This window comes from Alcanivorax sp., from assembly GCF_040118815.1.
In the GTDB taxonomy this organism is placed as follows: Bacteria; Pseudomonadota; Gammaproteobacteria; order Pseudomonadales; family Alcanivoracaceae; genus Alcanivorax.
Genome location: NZ_JBEDTC010000002.1, coordinates 91,184 through 107,164, shown reverse-complemented (window position 1 = coordinate 107,164; position 15,981 = coordinate 91,184). Strand labels below are relative to the sequence as shown.

The 15,981-nt window shown below is 53.8% G+C and carries 19 protein-coding genes and 1 tRNA gene; 8 read left to right on the top strand and 12 right to left on the bottom strand.

The features are described 5' to 3' along the window. Window positions 1-57 precede the first annotated feature (57 nt). The 3 genes from ABNH18_RS03240 to ABNH18_RS03230 all read left to right on the top strand — a co-directional run bounded on the left by ABNH18_RS03240 (window position 58) and on the right by ABNH18_RS03230 (window position 2,542). Window positions 58-558 carry a hypothetical protein gene (locus ABNH18_RS03240; RefSeq protein ID WP_349381442.1) on the top strand — a complete coding sequence of 167 codons (501 nt, stop codon included), beginning with the start codon at window positions 58-60 and terminating at the stop codon, window positions 556-558. After that, a complete protein-coding gene (locus tag ABNH18_RS03235; RefSeq protein ID WP_349381441.1) occupies window positions 555-1,562 on the top strand; it encodes a YqaJ viral recombinase family nuclease in 1,008 nt (335 codons plus the stop codon). The genes ABNH18_RS03240 and ABNH18_RS03235 overlap by 4 nt, the downstream gene beginning before the upstream one ends. A 98-nt stretch (window positions 1,563-1,660) precedes the next feature. Beyond that, window positions 1,661-2,542, top strand: coding sequence for a recombination directionality factor (locus ABNH18_RS03230; protein WP_349381440.1), 882 nt, complete (start codon window positions 1,661-1,663; stop codon window positions 2,540-2,542). Here ABNH18_RS03230 and ABNH18_RS03225 read toward each other — a convergent pair. Beyond that, entirely contained in the window at window positions 2,539-2,868 is a 330-nt protein-coding gene (locus ABNH18_RS03225; protein WP_230457725.1) for a helix-turn-helix domain-containing protein, read from the bottom strand. The genes ABNH18_RS03230 and ABNH18_RS03225 overlap by 4 nt on opposite strands. 250 nt (window positions 2,869-3,118) lie before the next feature. On the opposite strand from ABNH18_RS03225, the gene ABNH18_RS03220 reads away from it, so the two are divergent. The 3 genes from ABNH18_RS03220 (at window position 3,119) to ABNH18_RS03210 (ending at window position 4,948) form a co-directional block, all read left to right on the top strand. Continuing rightward, a complete protein-coding gene (locus ABNH18_RS03220; protein WP_339667295.1) occupies window positions 3,119-3,679 on the top strand; it encodes a DUF4339 domain-containing protein in 561 nt (186 codons plus the stop codon). A gap of 39 nt (window positions 3,680-3,718) precedes the next feature. After that, window positions 3,719-4,507 carry a hypothetical protein gene (locus tag ABNH18_RS03215; protein ID WP_349381439.1) on the top strand — a complete coding sequence of 263 codons (789 nt, stop codon included), beginning with the start codon at window positions 3,719-3,721 and terminating at the stop codon, window positions 4,505-4,507. Window positions 4,508-4,591: 84 nt separating this feature from the next. After that, window positions 4,592-4,948, top strand: coding sequence for a hypothetical protein (locus ABNH18_RS03210; RefSeq protein WP_349381438.1), 357 nt, complete (start codon window positions 4,592-4,594; stop codon window positions 4,946-4,948). Window positions 4,949-5,181: 233 nt separating this feature from the next. Here the strand turns inward: ABNH18_RS03210 and ABNH18_RS03205 are convergent, their stop codons facing one another. The 3 genes from ABNH18_RS03205 to ABNH18_RS03200 all read right to left on the bottom strand — a co-directional run bounded on the left by ABNH18_RS03205 (window position 5,182) and on the right by ABNH18_RS03200 (window position 7,940). Beyond that, window positions 5,182-5,370 carry a helix-turn-helix transcriptional regulator gene (locus tag ABNH18_RS03205; protein ID WP_082844633.1) on the bottom strand — a complete coding sequence of 63 codons (189 nt, stop codon included), beginning with the start codon at window positions 5,368-5,370 and terminating at the stop codon, window positions 5,182-5,184. A 58-nt stretch (window positions 5,371-5,428) separates the two neighbouring features. Next, complete coding sequence (locus ABNH18_RS16905; RefSeq protein ID WP_082844632.1) at window positions 5,429-6,139, bottom strand: inovirus Gp2 family protein; 711 nt, start codon at window positions 6,137-6,139, stop codon at window positions 5,429-5,431. A gap of 376 nt (window positions 6,140-6,515) precedes the next feature. Further along, entirely contained in the window at window positions 6,516-7,940 is a 1,425-nt protein-coding gene (locus tag ABNH18_RS03200) for a winged helix-turn-helix domain-containing protein (RefSeq protein WP_007150858.1), read from the bottom strand. Window positions 7,941-8,053: 113 nt separating this feature from the next. Between ABNH18_RS03200 and ABNH18_RS03195 the strand changes: the two genes are divergently transcribed. Next, the gene (locus ABNH18_RS03195; protein ID WP_035249049.1) at window positions 8,054-8,752 is read left to right on the top strand and encodes a hypothetical protein; all 699 of its coding nucleotides are present in this window, start codon (window positions 8,054-8,056) and stop codon (window positions 8,750-8,752) included. Between the two features lie 346 nt (window positions 8,753-9,098). Here ABNH18_RS03195 and ABNH18_RS03190 read toward each other — a convergent pair. The 8 genes from ABNH18_RS03190 to infC all read right to left on the bottom strand — a co-directional run bounded on the left by ABNH18_RS03190 (window position 9,099) and on the right by infC (window position 15,108). After that, window positions 9,099-9,175 (bottom strand) — tRNA-Pro (locus tag ABNH18_RS03190). 394 nt (window positions 9,176-9,569) lie between these two features. After that, window positions 9,570-9,929 (bottom strand): MerR family transcriptional regulator, encoded by a 360-nt coding sequence (locus tag ABNH18_RS03185; RefSeq protein ID WP_007149838.1) that lies wholly within the window; start codon window positions 9,927-9,929, stop codon window positions 9,570-9,572. Continuing rightward, the gene (gene ihfA, locus ABNH18_RS03180; RefSeq protein WP_007151347.1) at window positions 9,910-10,212 is read right to left on the bottom strand and encodes an integration host factor subunit alpha; all 303 of its coding nucleotides are present in this window, start codon (window positions 10,210-10,212) and stop codon (window positions 9,910-9,912) included. Before ihfA ends, ABNH18_RS03185 begins: the two co-directional genes overlap by 20 nt. Before the next feature lie 25 nt (window positions 10,213-10,237). Then, the gene (gene pheT / locus ABNH18_RS03175; RefSeq protein WP_349381437.1) at window positions 10,238-12,628 is read right to left on the bottom strand and encodes a phenylalanine--tRNA ligase subunit beta; all 2,391 of its coding nucleotides are present in this window, start codon (window positions 12,626-12,628) and stop codon (window positions 10,238-10,240) included. Between the two features lie 33 nt (window positions 12,629-12,661). Next, window positions 12,662-13,681 (bottom strand): phenylalanine--tRNA ligase subunit alpha, encoded by a 1,020-nt coding sequence (gene pheS, locus ABNH18_RS03170; protein WP_349381436.1) that lies wholly within the window; start codon window positions 13,679-13,681, stop codon window positions 12,662-12,664. A 246-nt stretch (window positions 13,682-13,927) separates the two neighbouring features. Beyond that, a complete protein-coding gene (rplT, locus tag ABNH18_RS03165) occupies window positions 13,928-14,287 on the bottom strand; it encodes a 50S ribosomal protein L20 (protein WP_007151143.1) in 360 nt (119 codons plus the stop codon). Window positions 14,288-14,314: 27 nt separating this feature from the next. Further along, a complete protein-coding gene (gene rpmI / locus ABNH18_RS03160; RefSeq protein WP_349381435.1) occupies window positions 14,315-14,509 on the bottom strand; it encodes a 50S ribosomal protein L35 in 195 nt (64 codons plus the stop codon). A 38-nt stretch (window positions 14,510-14,547) separates the two neighbouring features. Continuing rightward, on the bottom strand, window positions 14,548-15,108 hold the full coding sequence (infC, locus tag ABNH18_RS03155) for a translation initiation factor IF-3 (RefSeq protein ID WP_349381434.1): 561 nt from the start codon (window positions 15,106-15,108) through the stop codon (window positions 14,548-14,550). 374 nt (window positions 15,109-15,482) lie between these two features. Here infC and ABNH18_RS03150 point away from each other — a divergent pair, with 374 nt between their 5' ends. Continuing rightward, complete coding sequence (locus tag ABNH18_RS03150) at window positions 15,483-15,929, top strand: MarR family winged helix-turn-helix transcriptional regulator (RefSeq protein ID WP_349381433.1); 447 nt, start codon at window positions 15,483-15,485, stop codon at window positions 15,927-15,929. The last annotated feature ends 52 nt before the right edge of the window (window positions 15,930-15,981 follow it).

The following is a 15,981-nucleotide window of genomic DNA, read 5'->3' as shown; positions in this document are numbered from 1 at the left end:
GACTAAAGCCCGACCCGCTCTGTGCCGGTCGGGCTTTTTATTGTTTGGAGCCTGACCATGACAGAACGTAATCACGATAGTCCTGTAACCCATGAATCAAGACTCTCTGCGCCCCCCCTCTCTCCCCATCTGGCCGCCATTTGGGGTGCCTTTCTTCATGAAGGGGTGGTGCTGAACAGAGAGCGCGGCACCCGGCTTCTGGAAGTCTGGGGTAACGGCTGCATCGAGCTGATCAGCACCCTGTGTGACTTCATCCCCGATATCTGGAAACAGGTGCAACCCTACTGGTACGGCCCGCAAGGGTTTCCTGGGGTGTTCGAGTACGAGGTGGTGTCCATTCTGGGCGAACAGCTGGGCACCTATCTGCTCGAGAATGACGGCAATCTGCCACCCCATGACGACATCCAACAGATGATCACCGATCTGGTGGTCACCTTCTTCAGCCAAGGCGGCAGTCATGAGATCCCCTCGGATCAGACGCCCCAGACCCATCGGCTGATCAATCTCCATGATCGCTTTACCGAGCGGCTGACCCAACTGGAAGGAGGTCACTCATGAGTACTCCCCGCGCTATCAAACCCTCATCCCGTCCGGCCCTGCGCCTGGTGTCCACCAAGGGCATGAACCGGGAACAGTGGCTCAAGGTCCGTAAGCAAGGTATCGGCGCCAGCGATGCTGCGGCGGCGGTGGGGCTCAACCCGTATCAGTCGCCCCTGGAGCTGTGGATGATCAAGACCGGGCGAGATGGGCTGTTGCCGGCCCCCGACCCTGACGACATCCATACCCCGCTGTATTGGGGCAACCTGCTGGAACCCAAGGTGGCGGAAGCCTATGCCAAAGCCACCGGCAACAAGGTTCGGCGGGTAAATGCCGTGCTCCAGCACCCGGATACCGACAAGTCCTGGATGCTGGCCAATCTGGATTATTCCGTTGTGGGCAATCAAGAGGTGCAGATCCTGGAATGCAAAACCACCGGTCTCAATGGTGCCCGGCTCTGGGCCGATGGCGTACCGGAGTACATCCAGTGCCAGGTGCAGCATCAACTGGCCGTCACCGGCAAGCAGGCAGCGGACGTGGCGGTGCTGATCTGTGGGCAGGAGTTGCAGGTGCATCGCATCGAGCGGGATGAGACGGTCATTAACCAACTGATCGAACTGGAGCGGGCTTTCTGGCACTTGGTGGAAACCGACACCCCGCCCGACGCCGATGGCTCCGACTCTGCCGACCAAGCGCTGCGGGCACTCTATCCCCGTGACGACGGTGAAGCCCTGGATCTCATTGAAGACACCGCACTCAACGGCGATTTCAGTGAGATGCTGGATATCCGGGAACGCTTGGCCCGTCTGGCCGAACGGGAAGCCCGGCTCAAGCAACGCATCCAGCAACGCATGGGTGACGCCGCTCGGGCTTACTTCATGGATGGCCAGGTGAGCTGGAAGCGCAGCAAGGACAGCACGGTTCTCGATACTGACGCCCTGCTCAAGACTCAGCCCGCGCTACTGCAGCAATTCCCCAAGCATCGCGCTGGCAGTCGCCGGTTCCTGGTCAAGGCCACCACCTGATCGTTCTCGCATCACCTCACTCAACACGCCACGCCTAACCGCATAAACGCCGGGCCCTGCCCGGCGGCTGTGCGGTTTCTTTATAACAGGAGATTCCCATGATCAAAGGACTCGCCATTACGCCCCCCGTGATTGGCCGTATCAGTATTGGCCGCATGGTAGAAAAGAACGGCAAGCGTCTGCCGGAGAAAGACGACCAATTCACCATCACCACCCAGATCCAGACCCGGGAGGGCTGGCTACCGCATCCGCTGGATGAGGCCCTGCGTCAGGAAGTACAAGGCAAGAAGCTACGCAGCATTCCCGTCACCCTACCCTTCAATGATCCGGACCTGAACCTGCGAGCGGAGTACACCTTCTTCGAGCGCAAGAGTGGCCGGCCCCTGTGCAGTGGCGACGGGGAGACCTGTCGGCGCCGCACCGACCAGGGCCTGGAGCAACTGTCTTGCCCGTCACCGGAGCTGTGCGAATTCGGTGCCCACGATCTGTGCAAACCCTACGGGCGTCTGTACGTACGGATAGGGGAAGAGGATGAACTGGGCTGCTTCGTGTTCCGGACCACCGGCTACAACAGCATCCGCACCCTGGCGGCTAGGCTGCGCTACTTCCATGCCATCTCTGGTGGCAACCTGGCCACCCTTCCCCTGGAATTGAAACTACGCGGGAAGAGTACCACCCAGAGTCACCGGGCGCCGATCTACTACGTGGATCTGACACTGCGCGCTGAGCAATCCATGGAGGACGCCGTCAGCTACGCTAGAGAAACGGCCAAGGCCAGGGAAAACCAAGGCATCCACCAAGCAGAGCTGGACAAGGTGGCCCATGCCGGACTACTCAACGCTCAGTTCGAATACTCGGAGGAGGAAGGGTTACAGGTCGTGGAGGAGTTCGTGCCGGAGGGTGCTACACCATCGGGCAATGCTCAACCGCAGTCGGCACAGGGACTCAGCCAGAAATTGGCCGGGAAGAAGGCAGGCTAATCAATCATAGCCAGCAGGCCTTGGCGACGTTTAACGGACAGGCGCCGGTAGCCCTTGAGCAGTTGAGCTTCGGCGTCATTACGTACCTGGGCGTCATACTTGGACTTCAGCTCTGAGGCACCCTCAACCTGATCACCGCAGATCAGATGATCCAGCGATACACCGAGGACCGCCTTCAACTTCGGCAGCAGCCGGAATCCGGGCGAATCACGGCCATTTTCCCAGGCGGATATCGTGGATTTGGTCACATGAAGCTCGTCGCCCAACTGCTCCTGGGTCAGACCCAACGCCAACCGTGCCGCCTTCAGGCGCTCGGGAAAGCTCATCACGCCCACTCCATCAATCTGATAGAGCAACGCTACGGCAGTGCCATACCTCTGTCGTACCGGAATACTTGACCCTAAAGGTGCAGCATTGCAATACTTTGCGAGTCTTGAATTACATAACACTCAAACTGAGACACACCTTCCAAACCAGCGGACACAGCGCCTGGGGGAAACCACTCTTCCCAGGCTCAGCACTCGACCTGTGCTTGGCTAAAAACCATGGAAGGACAGCCACTACAAGGAATGAACAATGGAAAATAGCACCACGGGGAACGAGATCTGGTTCTACGAACTCAACGGAGAAAGGAAGGGGGGCGTTTCTGAAACCGATCTCATCACCCTGATCAGCAACGGCACACTGCGCCACGGATCATCCGTCTGGAAGAAGGGGTTCGCGGACTGGACCAACATCGAAGATACCCAGCTTCGAGAGCACCTTGATGATACGACCCCACCGCCGCTAACCGGCGCCAAAGTCAACAACACCGTTGTATGGATTCTGGCGTTTGCCCCACTGATCGGTCTCACCCTGGAGTACTTTGTGGCCTACATGGTTCACAGCAGCGAGTACCGTGCCGAGCAAGCCGTTGCCAGTGGCCATTTCATTTACATCACTCTCATACTCAATATCGCCCTGTCTTTCCTGGATGAAAAGAGACTCAAGAAAGCCGGCACTGACACCAGCACATTTGGTGGATGGGTGTGGCTGGTGCCCGTTTATCTCTACCAACGATCCCAAGCCCTGAAGCAGAACCTGGCGTACTTCATCGTCTGGATCGTCTGTTTCCTCTTAATTGTGGTTGGTGCTTAAGCCAATCACCTCATGGAAAGATTTTAAAAGAGAACCATCATGAAAAACCTCAAAGCAGCCCTAGCATGCATTTCCCTGGCAGCCCTATCCGGGTGCTCTTCTGAAATAGACGTCATCCGGGAGGGGCGTCTTGAATTACTCCCTGAATATACGGTTGGCCAGGCGCTGGATAACCGTAAGCTTTGTGAGAGCACAGACTGGTCTGTCATTGAGGACGAACGGGGCCGAGATGTCGTTCGTTACACCTGTGATTTCAAGGACATAGAAAAGAATTACAGGGATACAGCAAATGAAATGATCGATGCTGCAAAAAACGACAGCAGGCTGATCACATTGCAGGAAAGGTTAAACGAACTCGAATCAGAAATAGCGAGAGAAAAACAACTATTAAAGAAAGCCCAAAATCATATCGATAACGGGAATTCTTGGACTGAAAGGAAAATAGAAAACGGCTCCAGCTACACGGTTTGGCCTCGTGTGAAACAGCAATCAATAACCGATATAGAAAATCACGAAAGAGGGGTCCGGAGCATAAAAAACCAGATCTCGATGATTGAAAAAGAAAACCAGGAGACCCTCTCTCTGGCCCAGGAGACTCTTGAGAAATACAAAGGAGCGAGGGCCTTTGAAACCATTGACTGGGTGGTAATGGAGGACGGCAGCTTCATGGTGCTTTCCGGAAGCATGCATCATACCAACATATTCAAAGATACCATCGAAGAAACGCCACACGAGAACATACAGTCCGCCCTCTACCTAATTTACAACGAAAACTTCGACACACTATTTGCTTATGAAGATGCGCTACAGCAAATAGCGGAGCTTTGATCATACTTCAATAAAACCCAGTCGCTGACTTGAACGGGCGGCGAATCTGCCCGTTTTATCACCTCTTCCAAAAAGGACAACTCAATGAGCAAAGATATTGACATCGAAAAATACACCTCCGAAGACATCACTACTGAAAAGCTCTCTGAACTCATTTCCAAGAAAGCTTCCTTTCAAATTGTCGCAGTCAAGAACATCAGCTCCGTGGTAAACAAAGTCGAGGGCGCTATTGAAAAGAAAGGACTACGTTGCCGCGTGTACACGGAATACAGAGCGGCCTCCTTAGCCAGCTTCGCTATCCCGACTGGCTTTACCCAGGTTACTGGCTTTGCCTCAGTGATTGGCATCGCCGCTCATAATCTCGCCACTTTCAACCCTGATTATGAGATAGGCAAGAACAAACCTGCCGGCAAAGTGACAGTGCTGTATAAGAAAGATTAGCGCCTTATTGGTAACAGCACCGTCACGTCGTGTGTGGATACCCGAGCAGAACATCCTCTCGGATAGTCCCCGTTTTCCTCGCCTACTACGCTCCAAGGTCTCGATCAATTGGCATTAAACCTCCCCGGTCCTATTGGTACCGGGGTCTACCATTACAAATTGGAGCCCCCTCCTGCTTTCATCTGATACAAAACCTCGCAGCCATCCATGAACCACGAAAGCCCAATAGCCGGTCAATGAGGCACTTCCTGGCAATCCCTCTCCTCAATCCTCTCCAGAATCCAGGCCTCGATTTCATCAGATACCCAGCCAACCGTTCTTCCACCAAGCGGTACTGGCTTGGGGAATACACCCTCAGCAATACGCTTGTAGATCGAAGAACGGCCAAGACCGGTATCTCGTATCACTTCTGTTAGCCTCATGAATCGCATGAAATTCTCCTCGTCATTCGTTCATGCGATAGCGCAGCAACGTAAAAACTTACTCACCTCCTCTCTGGCTACAGCCAAAGTTCCTAAACCCATCGTCATAAAGCTTGGTATCCACCTTTGCCAAGTAGCTCATGCGCCTGAACACCTCATGATATTGCGCGGTATACATAGACGATCCTTTTGAAATCAGCTGGACCGGGCTATCAGGGAAATGGACTAAACCGATTCCTTGACTCCCAGTCAGACCAAGAGTGCGACCCCAAGCTCGCTGAATACGCTCTGCCATGTTGCTAACTGCTTGTTCTTCCGCCAACCACCAGGGGAAGTCCGGCTCTTGCTGACCTAAGATACGCCCCAACGCGGAGTAAGCATCCCTATTGACCATAATGGCAATATGATAATGGGGCTGCCCTTCCCCACCGAACTCGCGACACCAGATCATACGAACATGGCAGTCATGAACCCGTTTTCCCTGGCCGCGCTTACGCTTCGAGTCGCACCTGATCTGCGAACGAAGAGAGTTGATGAAGCCGCTTGCCTGCCCCCCTTTGGGACCTGACCAACCGTACGGCAGCCTAGCAACGAAATGGATGACACAGGTTCGTGGATGCTCATTTAAGGCCCGGTCCAAAGTAGACCGGATAGATTTGAGGTAATTCACCGCGAGTGGACGGTCAGGCCTTGCCAGTACCGGCAAGCCCTCCCAGACTGATTCATAGTGGAGTTTGAGGTTGGTGTTGCTTGAATGTCGTTTTCTCATTGTCTGGCACCTATGGTTTCTTCATAGGTACCAGCGCACTGGTTGAAATTTACTCATGAGCAGGCTGGTTTGGTCCAGCCTGCCTGTTACTCAACCAACTGCACTTACCAGCCTTCACAAGTGGGCTGGCTAAGTGACTTTATGACTATATATATCTATTACCGACACTCAGAGCGGGTTATCAAGTACTGAAAGCCCACAACAGGGCCTTTACCCCACAGACGGGAGCCCAAATAGCGCTATCCAGTTAAAACAATCGATTACGAGTTCTGGAACGGGGTTATCGTACCCAGAAGGCCCACAAACCAATAACACTATTGAGCTTGAAGGCTGACATCAATTCACAGCTTAAATCAGTGCTATCCACGGTATGTAACTACCCCTCATCCTCAATACCAACTTCCGTGTCTACAACCTCCTTTTTGGTCTTTACACTTGGCTTAACAAGCAGGCCAATTTCATACTGCTCTTTTGTAGACAAGTCTACACGGTTGATTTCCTTAGTTGATTTTACATAATCGATTGAAGCCCCTTGGTAAATCCCCGGAGTAACATTTCTGCCTGGCGGCGGCGCAACCACAGCCTTTAAAATCAACAACTTACCATTCTCTGTTGATCGCAATATCGATATCCTACCATCTGGTGGCATAAGCAAACGCATCACCCCTAGTTTTTTGCTTAGCACTTCAGATTTCATGCACGCAGCCCTCCATATCCAGCCAGATAGGAACATCGCCGCTCTAGAGGCCGCCTCATCGCTACCCTTTCTCTCCTTTACACATAGCAATGCCTCCATTTCTAAGCGCAGATTGATGCTTGGTTCTGGTAGAAATTGACTGCCAATGAATAAGTATCTATCGGTCAATATTTGACCTACATAATCGTCTAAAACAGCCTGCAGATATTCTTCAAGCCCATCGAGCACAGCATCTTTGAGTCTTTTAGCAACGTCATCTTCACACTTCACCGGCAACAAATAGTTTCTACGGTCATATTCAATGGCAACGTAGGAATCATCCTCACAACCATTACTGAGAATCCTTATCAACTGAGGAATCTCTCGGCCCGGGTGGTACTGATCTTTTTTTTGTATATGAAGGACAAACGCCCGACCACACCAGCTAGCCTCAAAAATAGGGTGAGCCAGGTTGAGAAAATAGATGCTCGGGCACTTGCCGATTCCTATATCACTCACAATCCCAGCAACCACATCTCGCATGTACCCTAAGCGCCAAAGCTTCCTCAAATGCCGGCGTACTCTTTGAACTGACATCCCCACCTGCTTGGCCAAGCCAAAAGTCGAACAATTTCTGACTACACCGCAGGAATCCGCCTCAGTCAGCAACACTATAAGAACCAGCTTGCTACCGACACTCAGGGCATCAGGGTTGGGAGGGCCAAAAGTACGACCTTTCTTTCTCGTGACCTCCAACCCTCCAGGTGAGGGAATACTGAGCAGTGACTTTACCAGCCCCTCATGTCCCACACTCACTGGCCCAACCTGGAGATTCAACCGATCGGCAACGAGCTTTGAAAGTCGATAATCGTAAGACGGCCTTCCGGTCCTACCTTCAACGCGCCGGGCATCAAGAAGACCTTGGTCAACCAGTACCCCTATCGAATGACGGGCTAATCTCTCACTAACTCCCAACTTCCCCGCCAAACGGTCCAGAGACGTTTGAGCCCATTCGCCTATACCAAATTGATAGATAAAGGCAGTCAAAAAATATCGCTCAGCGGCCTGCAGCTCTTCAGACGACAAGCAGTTAAAGCTGGATACTAGAGCATTGCCAAGGTACATATTTGCACAAATGATATCTATTTTTGCCCATTATCAATTATGATCATATTTACGTCAATTCATACGGTATGATTTACTTGTCATGAAAATCTCAAGCATTAGGAGCATTGAAAGTGAAGAAACCAATCCCACCGAAAGAGTGGCTTGGCTCCGACAAGGACAAGTCAGATTGGGCCAGGCACTATTTGCGAAACAACCCCCCATCAGCCCTTTCAGTAAAAGCTCCCCACGAAGAGAACGAGCCGACCTTGATGACACTGGAAAGAATTTGGAATAACGGATTGGGGGCAGATGCTTTTGCACGCATCAAACGAGCATGGAATGCTTACAGCTACCGGAAGAACAAAAACAAGCGGACTTTCAGTTTTGTGCTACCCGTAGAAGAAGCTCTGTTTTTGAAACGTACGTCCAAATATCTAAAGGTGTCACAAAGCGCCCACCTGACAGCTCTGATTTGCCAGGATAGAACACATATCGAGAAACTGAGAAATGAGCATCAACAAAGACTCGAAGGCGCCAGAAAAACGCGCAATTCACTGGTAGAGGACAGAAAAACCAAAGAGCTAGGTCGCCTGCGGAAAGAAAATACGAGGCATGCGGGCATTCTCAAGCAATATGAAGAACTTATAAGAAAGCTAGTAGAGAAAGACCTTGTAAGGCAGGAATTAGAAAGGCAGGGATTGCAGGACCCCATACAACTCGATGCGAACAAAAGGGACGACCTGGACTCTCAAGCCAAAAAGCTGGCAGCAAGACACCTTGAGGATGCTCGAATTGACGCGTCTCGCACTTCTAACTACTCAGCGCCCTGACACCACCTCCAAGTGATCCACCCAACGCTGCAACTACAAGCGTCACCCAGCCTCATAGCTATGGAGTACCCTCAACCCCTTTTCTAGAGTGATCCGGCACAGCTTCAGCCATCTTGCCGGGCATCCAATACGCGCCAGGCCTTTGTAAACGGACCGCCTGACCAATCAGGGAAAACTAAAGGTCAGTGGCGCGTAAAGTAAAGGAGACAGGCCAGCCACAGGGATTAGCTATTGAGAAACGGTGACGGAACGGTGACGAAACACAGAAAAGCATAAGCGACGCCTAAAAACCAAAAAGGCCAGTCATCCATGACTGGCCTATCTCTTTGTTTTTCCGACCTTAATTTGGTCGGGACGGGAGGATTCGAACCTCCGACCCCTTGCACCCCATGCAAGTGCGCTACCAGGCTGCGCTACGCCCCGAGATGTGCTTGGCAGGCAGAGCTACCAAAGCGGCGAGCATAATAGCGGATTTGATTGGGGGATGGAACCAGTAACGTACTGCTTGTTCAGGGTTTAAACGATGGGATGCAAGCTTCCCGATGTAAGCAACAACGCGGGACTGATGCCGTGCCGACAGCTGCGCCATCTCCGCGCCTTAACCCGGCATACCTAGCTAGCTTCCTGTGAAAATAGTCGTTCCACCGCAAAAGCATACCCAAGCTCCCTATTCGCGCTCGAACGACCGCTACTACGGAGAGGGAAACACGGGGGCGAAAGCGGGGATAGCGTCGGAGTGGGCATAAAAAAGCCCCGGGAGCGTGGCTGCCGGGGCTTTTTTGCTATCGAAAATAGCGTGTAACGGGTTAGTGCTGGATCAGGATGCCTTGAGAACGTCGAGGACTTCTTCCATCTCCACGATCATCTGCTTGATGAGCTGATGATACTGGGTGGCCTGTTCCGCGTTGGCGCCGCCGGAAAGCTGCTGACGGGCACCGCCGATGGTGAAGCCCTGATCGTACAGCAGGCTGCGGATCTGGCGGATCATCAGCACGTCCTGGCGCTGATAGTAACGACGGTTACCACGGCGCTTCACGGGCTTGAGCTGGGGAAATTCCTGTTCCCAGTAGCGCAGAACGTGCGGCTTTACGTCACACAGGTCGCTGACTTCACCAATGGTGAAATAGCGCTTCCCTGGAATCGCCGGCAATTCGTCGTTATGACTTGGTTCCAGCATAGGCCTCAACCCGTTGTTTTAATTTTTGTCCTGGACGAAAGGTAACAACCCGTCGGGCGGTGATGGGGATTTCCTCACCGGTTTTCGGGTTGCGTCCTGGTCGTTCGCTCTTGTCCCTGAGATCGAAATTGCCGAAGCCGGAGAGTTTCACCGGGATATTGTTTTCCAGTGAATGGCGGATCTCTTCAAAGAACATTTCCACCATTTCTTTTGCTTCACGTTTGTTCAGGCCTAACTCTTCGAACAAACGCTCGGCCATATCCGCTTTGGTCAGCGCTCCCATTAATAGCTCCCTACCTTTCCTTAATTTATTCCCTTAAGGCGGCGTTAAACTGTTGTTTTAACTGGGATACTACGGCATCCACCAAGTCATTCACCTCTTGATCCTTAAGAGTGCGTGAACGGTCCTGGAAGGTCAAGCCCAAAGCGAGGCTTTTACGATTTTCACCAATGCTATCGCCTTGATATATATCGAAAATCTTGACCCCGGTAAGACGCTCATCACAGGCTGAGCGAACCGCGGTAATCAGATCCCCTGCGGGGACACTGTCTTCCACCACAAAGGCCAGGTCTCGGCGCATGCGGGGCTGGTCGGACACCGCCTGGAAGCTGGGCAAGCTGCCTTGCTGTAACGGAGCCTGCGCCAGTTCAAAGGCGTAGAGCTGACCAGGCAGATCCAGATCGGCAGCAAGACGCGGGTGGATGCGCCCCAGATAACCCACTACCTCACCGTCACGCTTCAACGCTGCAGTCTGGCCCGGATGCAGGGCCGGGTGCTCGGCGGGCTCGAAGCTGAACGCCTCCGTATCGGACAACGCCAGCAACGCTTCCACGTCCCCCTTCAGATCGAAGAAGTCCGCCGGGCGCTTGCCCTCCCAGTTCTGCGGCTGGGCACTGCCATACAGCAGGCCGGCGATCATTGGCGTCTGCTCCAGACCACCTTCCACGTCAGGCGCATCGGTGGGCACAAAACGCAGGCCCGTTTCGAACAAACGCAGGCGGTCAGCCTGGCGGTTCAGGTTATGGCGAGCAGTGCTGAACAACCCGGCCAGCAGTGTGGTGCGCATGACGCCCAGGTCTGCGGAGATTGGATTCAGTAGCGGCAGCGGCTCCATGCGAGGCTCGACTTTCGCCAGCAGGCCGGGCTCCACAAACGTATAGGTGATGGCTTCCTGGTAACCGCGATCCATCAAGGTATCGGCCAGACGACGCACGGCCACGATATGTTCCGGCACAGTCTCGCCAGAGGGAGAACCCGCCGGCACACGGCTGGGCAGCTTTTCGTAGCCATAAATGCGGGCCAGCTCTTCGATCAGATCCTGCTCGATATCCATGTCGAAGCGCCAGCTGGGAGCCAATACGGCCCACGCTTGCCCATCGCTATTCAGGGAAACGTCCATGCCCAGGCGGCTGAGAATGTCTTCAACTTGCTCGGCCGGCAAGCCCATGCCCAACAAGCCTTCGATTCGTTCAGCCCGCAATGTCAGCTCGGCCTGTTTGGGCAGCTGCGCTTCATCCACCGCTTCGCTGACGGGTCCCGCCTGGCCGCCTGCAATTTGCTGGATCAGAGCGGTGGCGTATTCGATGGCATCGCCCTGCAGTTGCGGGTCCACGCCTCGCTCAAAGCGGTGGGACGAGTCCGTGTGCAACCCATAGGAGCGGGCCTTGCCGGCAATCGCCAAGGGGGCGAAGAAGGCGCACTCCAGAAAAATGTCCTGGGTTTTAGTGGTCACGGATGACGGCTTGCCACCCATGACGCCAGCCAGAGCCAGCGCAGCGCTATCGTCGGCGATCACCAGGGTGTCGTCACGCAGAGTCAGTTCCTGGTCGTCCAGGGTTGTGATTGCTTCCTCTGCTTTGGCCTTACGCACGGTGATACCGCCGTTAAGCTTGGCCAGATCAAACGCGTGCAAAGGCTGCCCCAGCTCCACCAACACATAGTTGGTCACATCAACGATGGGGTCGATGGTACGCAGGCCCGCACGGCGCAAGCGCTCAATCATCCACAGGGGGGTGGCAGCATTCACATCCACGCCCTTGATGACTCGACCCAGATAACGGGGGCAACCGGTGCTGTCGGCCAGTGTGACGGTCAAAGCCTCGTCAATCGCCGGCGCCACCTTGTTGATAGCCGTTTCGCTGAGTGCGGTCTGATTCATTACACCCACTTCCCGGGCGATGCCGCGCAGGCTTAAGCAATCGGCCCGGTTGGGGGTCAGATCGACGTCAATAATCGTGTCGTCGAGGCTTAGATACTCGCGAAAGTCCGTGCCTACAAGCGCGTCTTCAGGCAGCTCCATCAGGCCATCGATGAGATCTTCCAGGCCCAACTCCGAGGCACCGCAAAGCATGCCGTTGGATTCCTGGCCACGCAGCTTGGCTTTCTTGATTTTGAAGTCGCCGGGCAGCACCGCACCCACTTGGGCGAAAGGCATTTTCAGGCCCACACGTACATTGGGTGCGCCACACACTACCTGCACCGTGTCGGCGCCATTGGTTACCTGACAGACGCTGAGTTTGTCGGCATCCGGGTGCGGCTCGCAGCTCTCCACCTGCCCAACCACAACACCGGTAAAGGCCGGCGCGGCTGGTTCCACGGCGTCCACTTCCAGGCCGGCCATGGTCAATTGCTGCACCAACGTGTCGGTATCAATGGCGGGGTTAACCCACTCCCGCAACCAGGCTTCGTTAAAACGCATGTCGTGATTCCTTTAACTTGTTCGCGGGAGGCGTTAGCTGAACTGGGACAAAAAACGGGTGTCGTTTTCGAAGAACAACCGCAAATCGTTCACCCCATAACGGAGCATGGCGATACGCTCGATACCCATACCGAAAGCAAAACCGCTGTACTCTTCCGCATCGACGCCGCCGGCTTCCAGCACCTTGGGGTGCACCATGCCGCAGCCCATGATCTCGATCCAACCAGTGTGGGAACACACTCGGCAGCCATCGCCGCCACAGCTCACACAGCCCACATCCACTTCCGCACTGGGCTCAGTAAACGGGAAATAGCTAGGCCGAAAACGCACGGGCAGATCTTCCACCTCGAAAGTGAAGCGCAAAAACTCTGCCACGGTGCCACGCAAATCCGCAAAGGTAATGCCCTTGTCCACCAGCAATCCTTCTACTTGATGGAACATGGGGGTGTGAGTCAGATCCGAATCACAGCGATACACGCGGCCCGGGGCAATAATCCGGAACGGGGGTTTACCCTGCTCCATCACCCGTACCTGCACCGGTGATGTATGGGTACGCAGCAAGCGCCCATCACCGAAGTAAAAGGTATCGTGCATGGCCCGTGCCGGGTGATGGCCGGGAATGTTCAAGGCTTCAAAATTGTGAAAATCATCTTCCACTTCCGGGCCTTCGGAAATATCAAACCCCAGACGCAGGAAGAAATCCTCAATGCGGCGACGCATCCGGTTAACCGGATGTAGACCACCAGGCAGCTCACCACGGCCAGGTAAGGTTACGTCCACGGTTTCGCTGGCCAGCTGCTGGTTTAGCGCTGCTTCTTCCATGGCACTTTTGCGCCCGGCAATAGCGTCCTGAACCTTCTGCTTGCCTTCATTGATGACGGCACCGGCCTGCGGGCGCTCTTCCGCGCTCAGCTTACCCAGACCCTTCATCAAGGCACTGATTTCACCCTTTTTGCCCAGGTACTTGACCCGCACATCGTCCAGAGCCCGAATGTCGCCCGCCTGCTCCACCTCTGCCAGCGCAGCGTCGACCAGGGCATTGAGATTTTCCATTGAAGACTCCGCAGTCTTTAAAATCAGGAGCAAGTTGAAAGTTCAAAGTTCAAAAGCGCGGGCCAAAACCAGTGCCACACCGCCGAAACCTTCTTCGCGGGGCAGCCCCATTTGCTTGGCTACACCTTGGGTCGCGTTTTAACTTTGAACTTTCAACTTTGAACTATTCTTTTTAAACAAAAACGGGGGAAGAGCGCGAACTCTTCCCCCGTTGAATGCACTACTACGCAGCCGCGTAACAGTCGATCAGGCGGTGAGACTCGCTTTGGCTTTTTCGGCCAAAGCGCTAAAGGTTGCCTGATCACGGACAGCGATGTCCGCCAGTACTTTACGGTCGATGTCGATGGACGCTTTCTTCAGCCCATTGATCAGACGGCTGTAGGACAAGCCGTTCAAACGCGCAGCAGCGTTGATACGAACGATCCACAGACGACGGAACTGACGCTTACGAACCTTACGGTCGCGATAGGCGTACTGACCAGCTTTGGTAACGGCCTGTACCGCTACACGGAATACACGACTGCGGGCACCGTAGTAGCCTTTAGCCTGCTTGAGAATTTTCTTGTGCCGGCGACGTGCCTGCACACCACGCTTTACTCGTGCCATTTTTCAGATCTCCAAAAACCGTATCAGTTATGCGTAGGGCATCATGCGTTTAACCAGGGCAACATCAGAATCATGCACCTCGGTTTTTGGACGCAGCTTACGAATAGTCTTGGAAGACTTCTTGGTAAGAATATGGTTTTTGAATGCCTGCTTGCGCTTGAAACCGGAGGCGGTTTTTTTGAAACGCTTGGCAGCCCCACGATTTGTCTTGATTTTAGGCATGGTACCTTCTCAAGTTGATGAATAAATTAAACAGTCGATCAGGACTGCTTCTTCTTTTTGCCCGGGCCGAGCACCATGATCATCTGGCGCCCTTCCATGTTCGGGCGTTGCTCCACGTGAGCGTACTCTTCGAGATCCTTCTCGACGCGTGCAAGCAATTCACGGCCCAATTCCTGGTGAGCCATCTCACGACCGCGAAAGCGGATAGTGATTTTCGTTTTGTCACCGGCCTCGAGAAAGCGGATCAGATTACGCAGTTTTACTTCGTAATCGCCGATATCGGTGCCAGGACGGAATTTGATTTCCTTGACCTGAGTCTGGCGCTGTTTCTTACGCCCCTCTTTGGCCTTCTGTTTTGCTTCAAACAGATGCTTGCCGTAATCCATGATTCGGCAAACCGGCGGTTCTGCACCAGGGGAGATTTCTACCAAATCCAGCTGCTGTGAAGTGGATTTTTCCAAGGCATCTTGCAGGCTGACGATACCGACCTGCTCACCATCCACGTCAATCAACCGAACTTCGGTTGCCTGAATTTGCTGATTTGTATTGGCGCGCTGCTCGCGGCCTTTGCCTCCACGCTTAATGTCGTGAACCTCCAATCTGTGATCGAAAACGAGACGAGTAGCCTCACCGCCTCAGTAAATAGGCGCGCATTGTATGTCACCACAACGGGTACAACAACCCCGACCCTTATCTTGGCCGACGTACGCAACTGACTGAAACGGAATGATTTCTGGCTAGCAATGGACAGTTAATCCATCTTTGACCCGCATCATTCAGGCCAAAAACCAGCAAGGGGGCGTATTTTAAGCATATCTGGACAGTTTTCAAGCAGTTCGCGCACAGCACTCTCATGCGCCAGCCCCTACTGGCCGCGGCCTATAGAATCCGGGCACCGCAAACCCGCGTTGCAAGACGTCATCTCTTGCAATACTGTTGCAACTAACAACATAACTTGCTCAGACTCAAAACTATGCCCTCCAACTTAGAGCGTGCCGAAGAGCTATACGAGGCTGTCAACCAGCTTATCCGAGTTCACCAATTCCGGGATCGTGACTGCATATGCTGTCACGACGTGTCGGTAGCCCAGTGCTATGCCCTTGAAACCCTGGTGAAACGCGGCCCGTTGAGACTGCAGGCATTAGCCTCTGAAATGTATCTGGACAAAAGTACCACCAGCCGTGTCGTGGACTCCCTGCTACGCAAGAAATATGTACTGAAGGCCCCTGACCCGTCTGACCAGCGAGCCATTCAGCTTTCACTGACCCCAGCAGGAGAGGCGCTGTACCAAACGATTCGCCAAGATCTGGTCACTGAAGAAGCATCAATGATCCAACACCTTCCCCCCGAAGCGGTCGATGGCGCCCTGACTCTGATCCGGCAACTGACCGTCGCAGCTCGTGCTCGTCTGGGTTCATAGCCGTTTCATTTAACTATTTAGTTGTTAGTAACAACGAGGATTAGCAAAGGAT

What these genes read in the sequence shown, in the direction of transcription:
- ABNH18_RS03200 (WP_007150858.1), bottom strand. Translation starts at nt 7,940, where the DNA reads ATGTACCTTGGCAATGCTCTAGTATCCAGCTTTAACTGCTTGTCGTCT.
- pheT (WP_349381437.1), bottom strand. Translation starts at nt 12,628, where the DNA reads ATGCGTTTTAACGAAGCCTGGTTGCGGGAGTGGGTTAACCCCGCCATT.
- ABNH18_RS03220 (WP_339667295.1), top strand. Translation starts at nt 3,119, where the DNA reads ATGGAAAATAGCACCACGGGGAACGAGATCTGGTTCTACGAACTCAAC.
- ihfA (WP_007151347.1), bottom strand. Translation starts at nt 10,212, where the DNA reads ATGGGAGCGCTGACCAAAGCGGATATGGCCGAGCGTTTGTTCGAAGAG.
- rplT (WP_007151143.1), bottom strand. Translation starts at nt 14,287, where the DNA reads ATGGCACGAGTAAAGCGTGGTGTGCAGGCACGTCGCCGGCACAAGAAA.
- ABNH18_RS03240 (WP_349381442.1), top strand. Translation starts at nt 58, where the DNA reads ATGACAGAACGTAATCACGATAGTCCTGTAACCCATGAATCAAGACTC.
- ABNH18_RS03205 (WP_082844633.1), bottom strand. Translation starts at nt 5,370, where the DNA reads ATGAGGCTAACAGAAGTGATACGAGATACCGGTCTTGGCCGTTCTTCG.
- ABNH18_RS03235 (WP_349381441.1), top strand. Translation starts at nt 555, where the DNA reads ATGAGTACTCCCCGCGCTATCAAACCCTCATCCCGTCCGGCCCTGCGC.
- ABNH18_RS03225 (WP_230457725.1), bottom strand. Translation starts at nt 2,868, where the DNA reads ATGAGCTTTCCCGAGCGCCTGAAGGCGGCACGGTTGGCGTTGGGTCTG.
- ABNH18_RS03210 (WP_349381438.1), top strand. Translation starts at nt 4,592, where the DNA reads ATGAGCAAAGATATTGACATCGAAAAATACACCTCCGAAGACATCACT.
- ABNH18_RS03150 (WP_349381433.1), top strand. Translation starts at nt 15,483, where the DNA reads ATGCCCTCCAACTTAGAGCGTGCCGAAGAGCTATACGAGGCTGTCAAC.
- ABNH18_RS16905 (WP_082844632.1), bottom strand. Translation starts at nt 6,139, where the DNA reads ATGAGAAAACGACATTCAAGCAACACCAACCTCAAACTCCACTATGAA.
- ABNH18_RS03185 (WP_007149838.1), bottom strand. Translation starts at nt 9,929, where the DNA reads ATGCTGGAACCAAGTCATAACGACGAATTGCCGGCGATTCCAGGGAAG.
- ABNH18_RS03230 (WP_349381440.1), top strand. Translation starts at nt 1,661, where the DNA reads ATGATCAAAGGACTCGCCATTACGCCCCCCGTGATTGGCCGTATCAGT.
- ABNH18_RS03215 (WP_349381439.1), top strand. Translation starts at nt 3,719, where the DNA reads ATGAAAAACCTCAAAGCAGCCCTAGCATGCATTTCCCTGGCAGCCCTA.
- pheS (WP_349381436.1), bottom strand. Translation starts at nt 13,681, where the DNA reads ATGGAAAATCTCAATGCCCTGGTCGACGCTGCGCTGGCAGAGGTGGAG.
- rpmI (WP_349381435.1), bottom strand. Translation starts at nt 14,509, where the DNA reads ATGCCTAAAATCAAGACAAATCGTGGGGCTGCCAAGCGTTTCAAAAAA.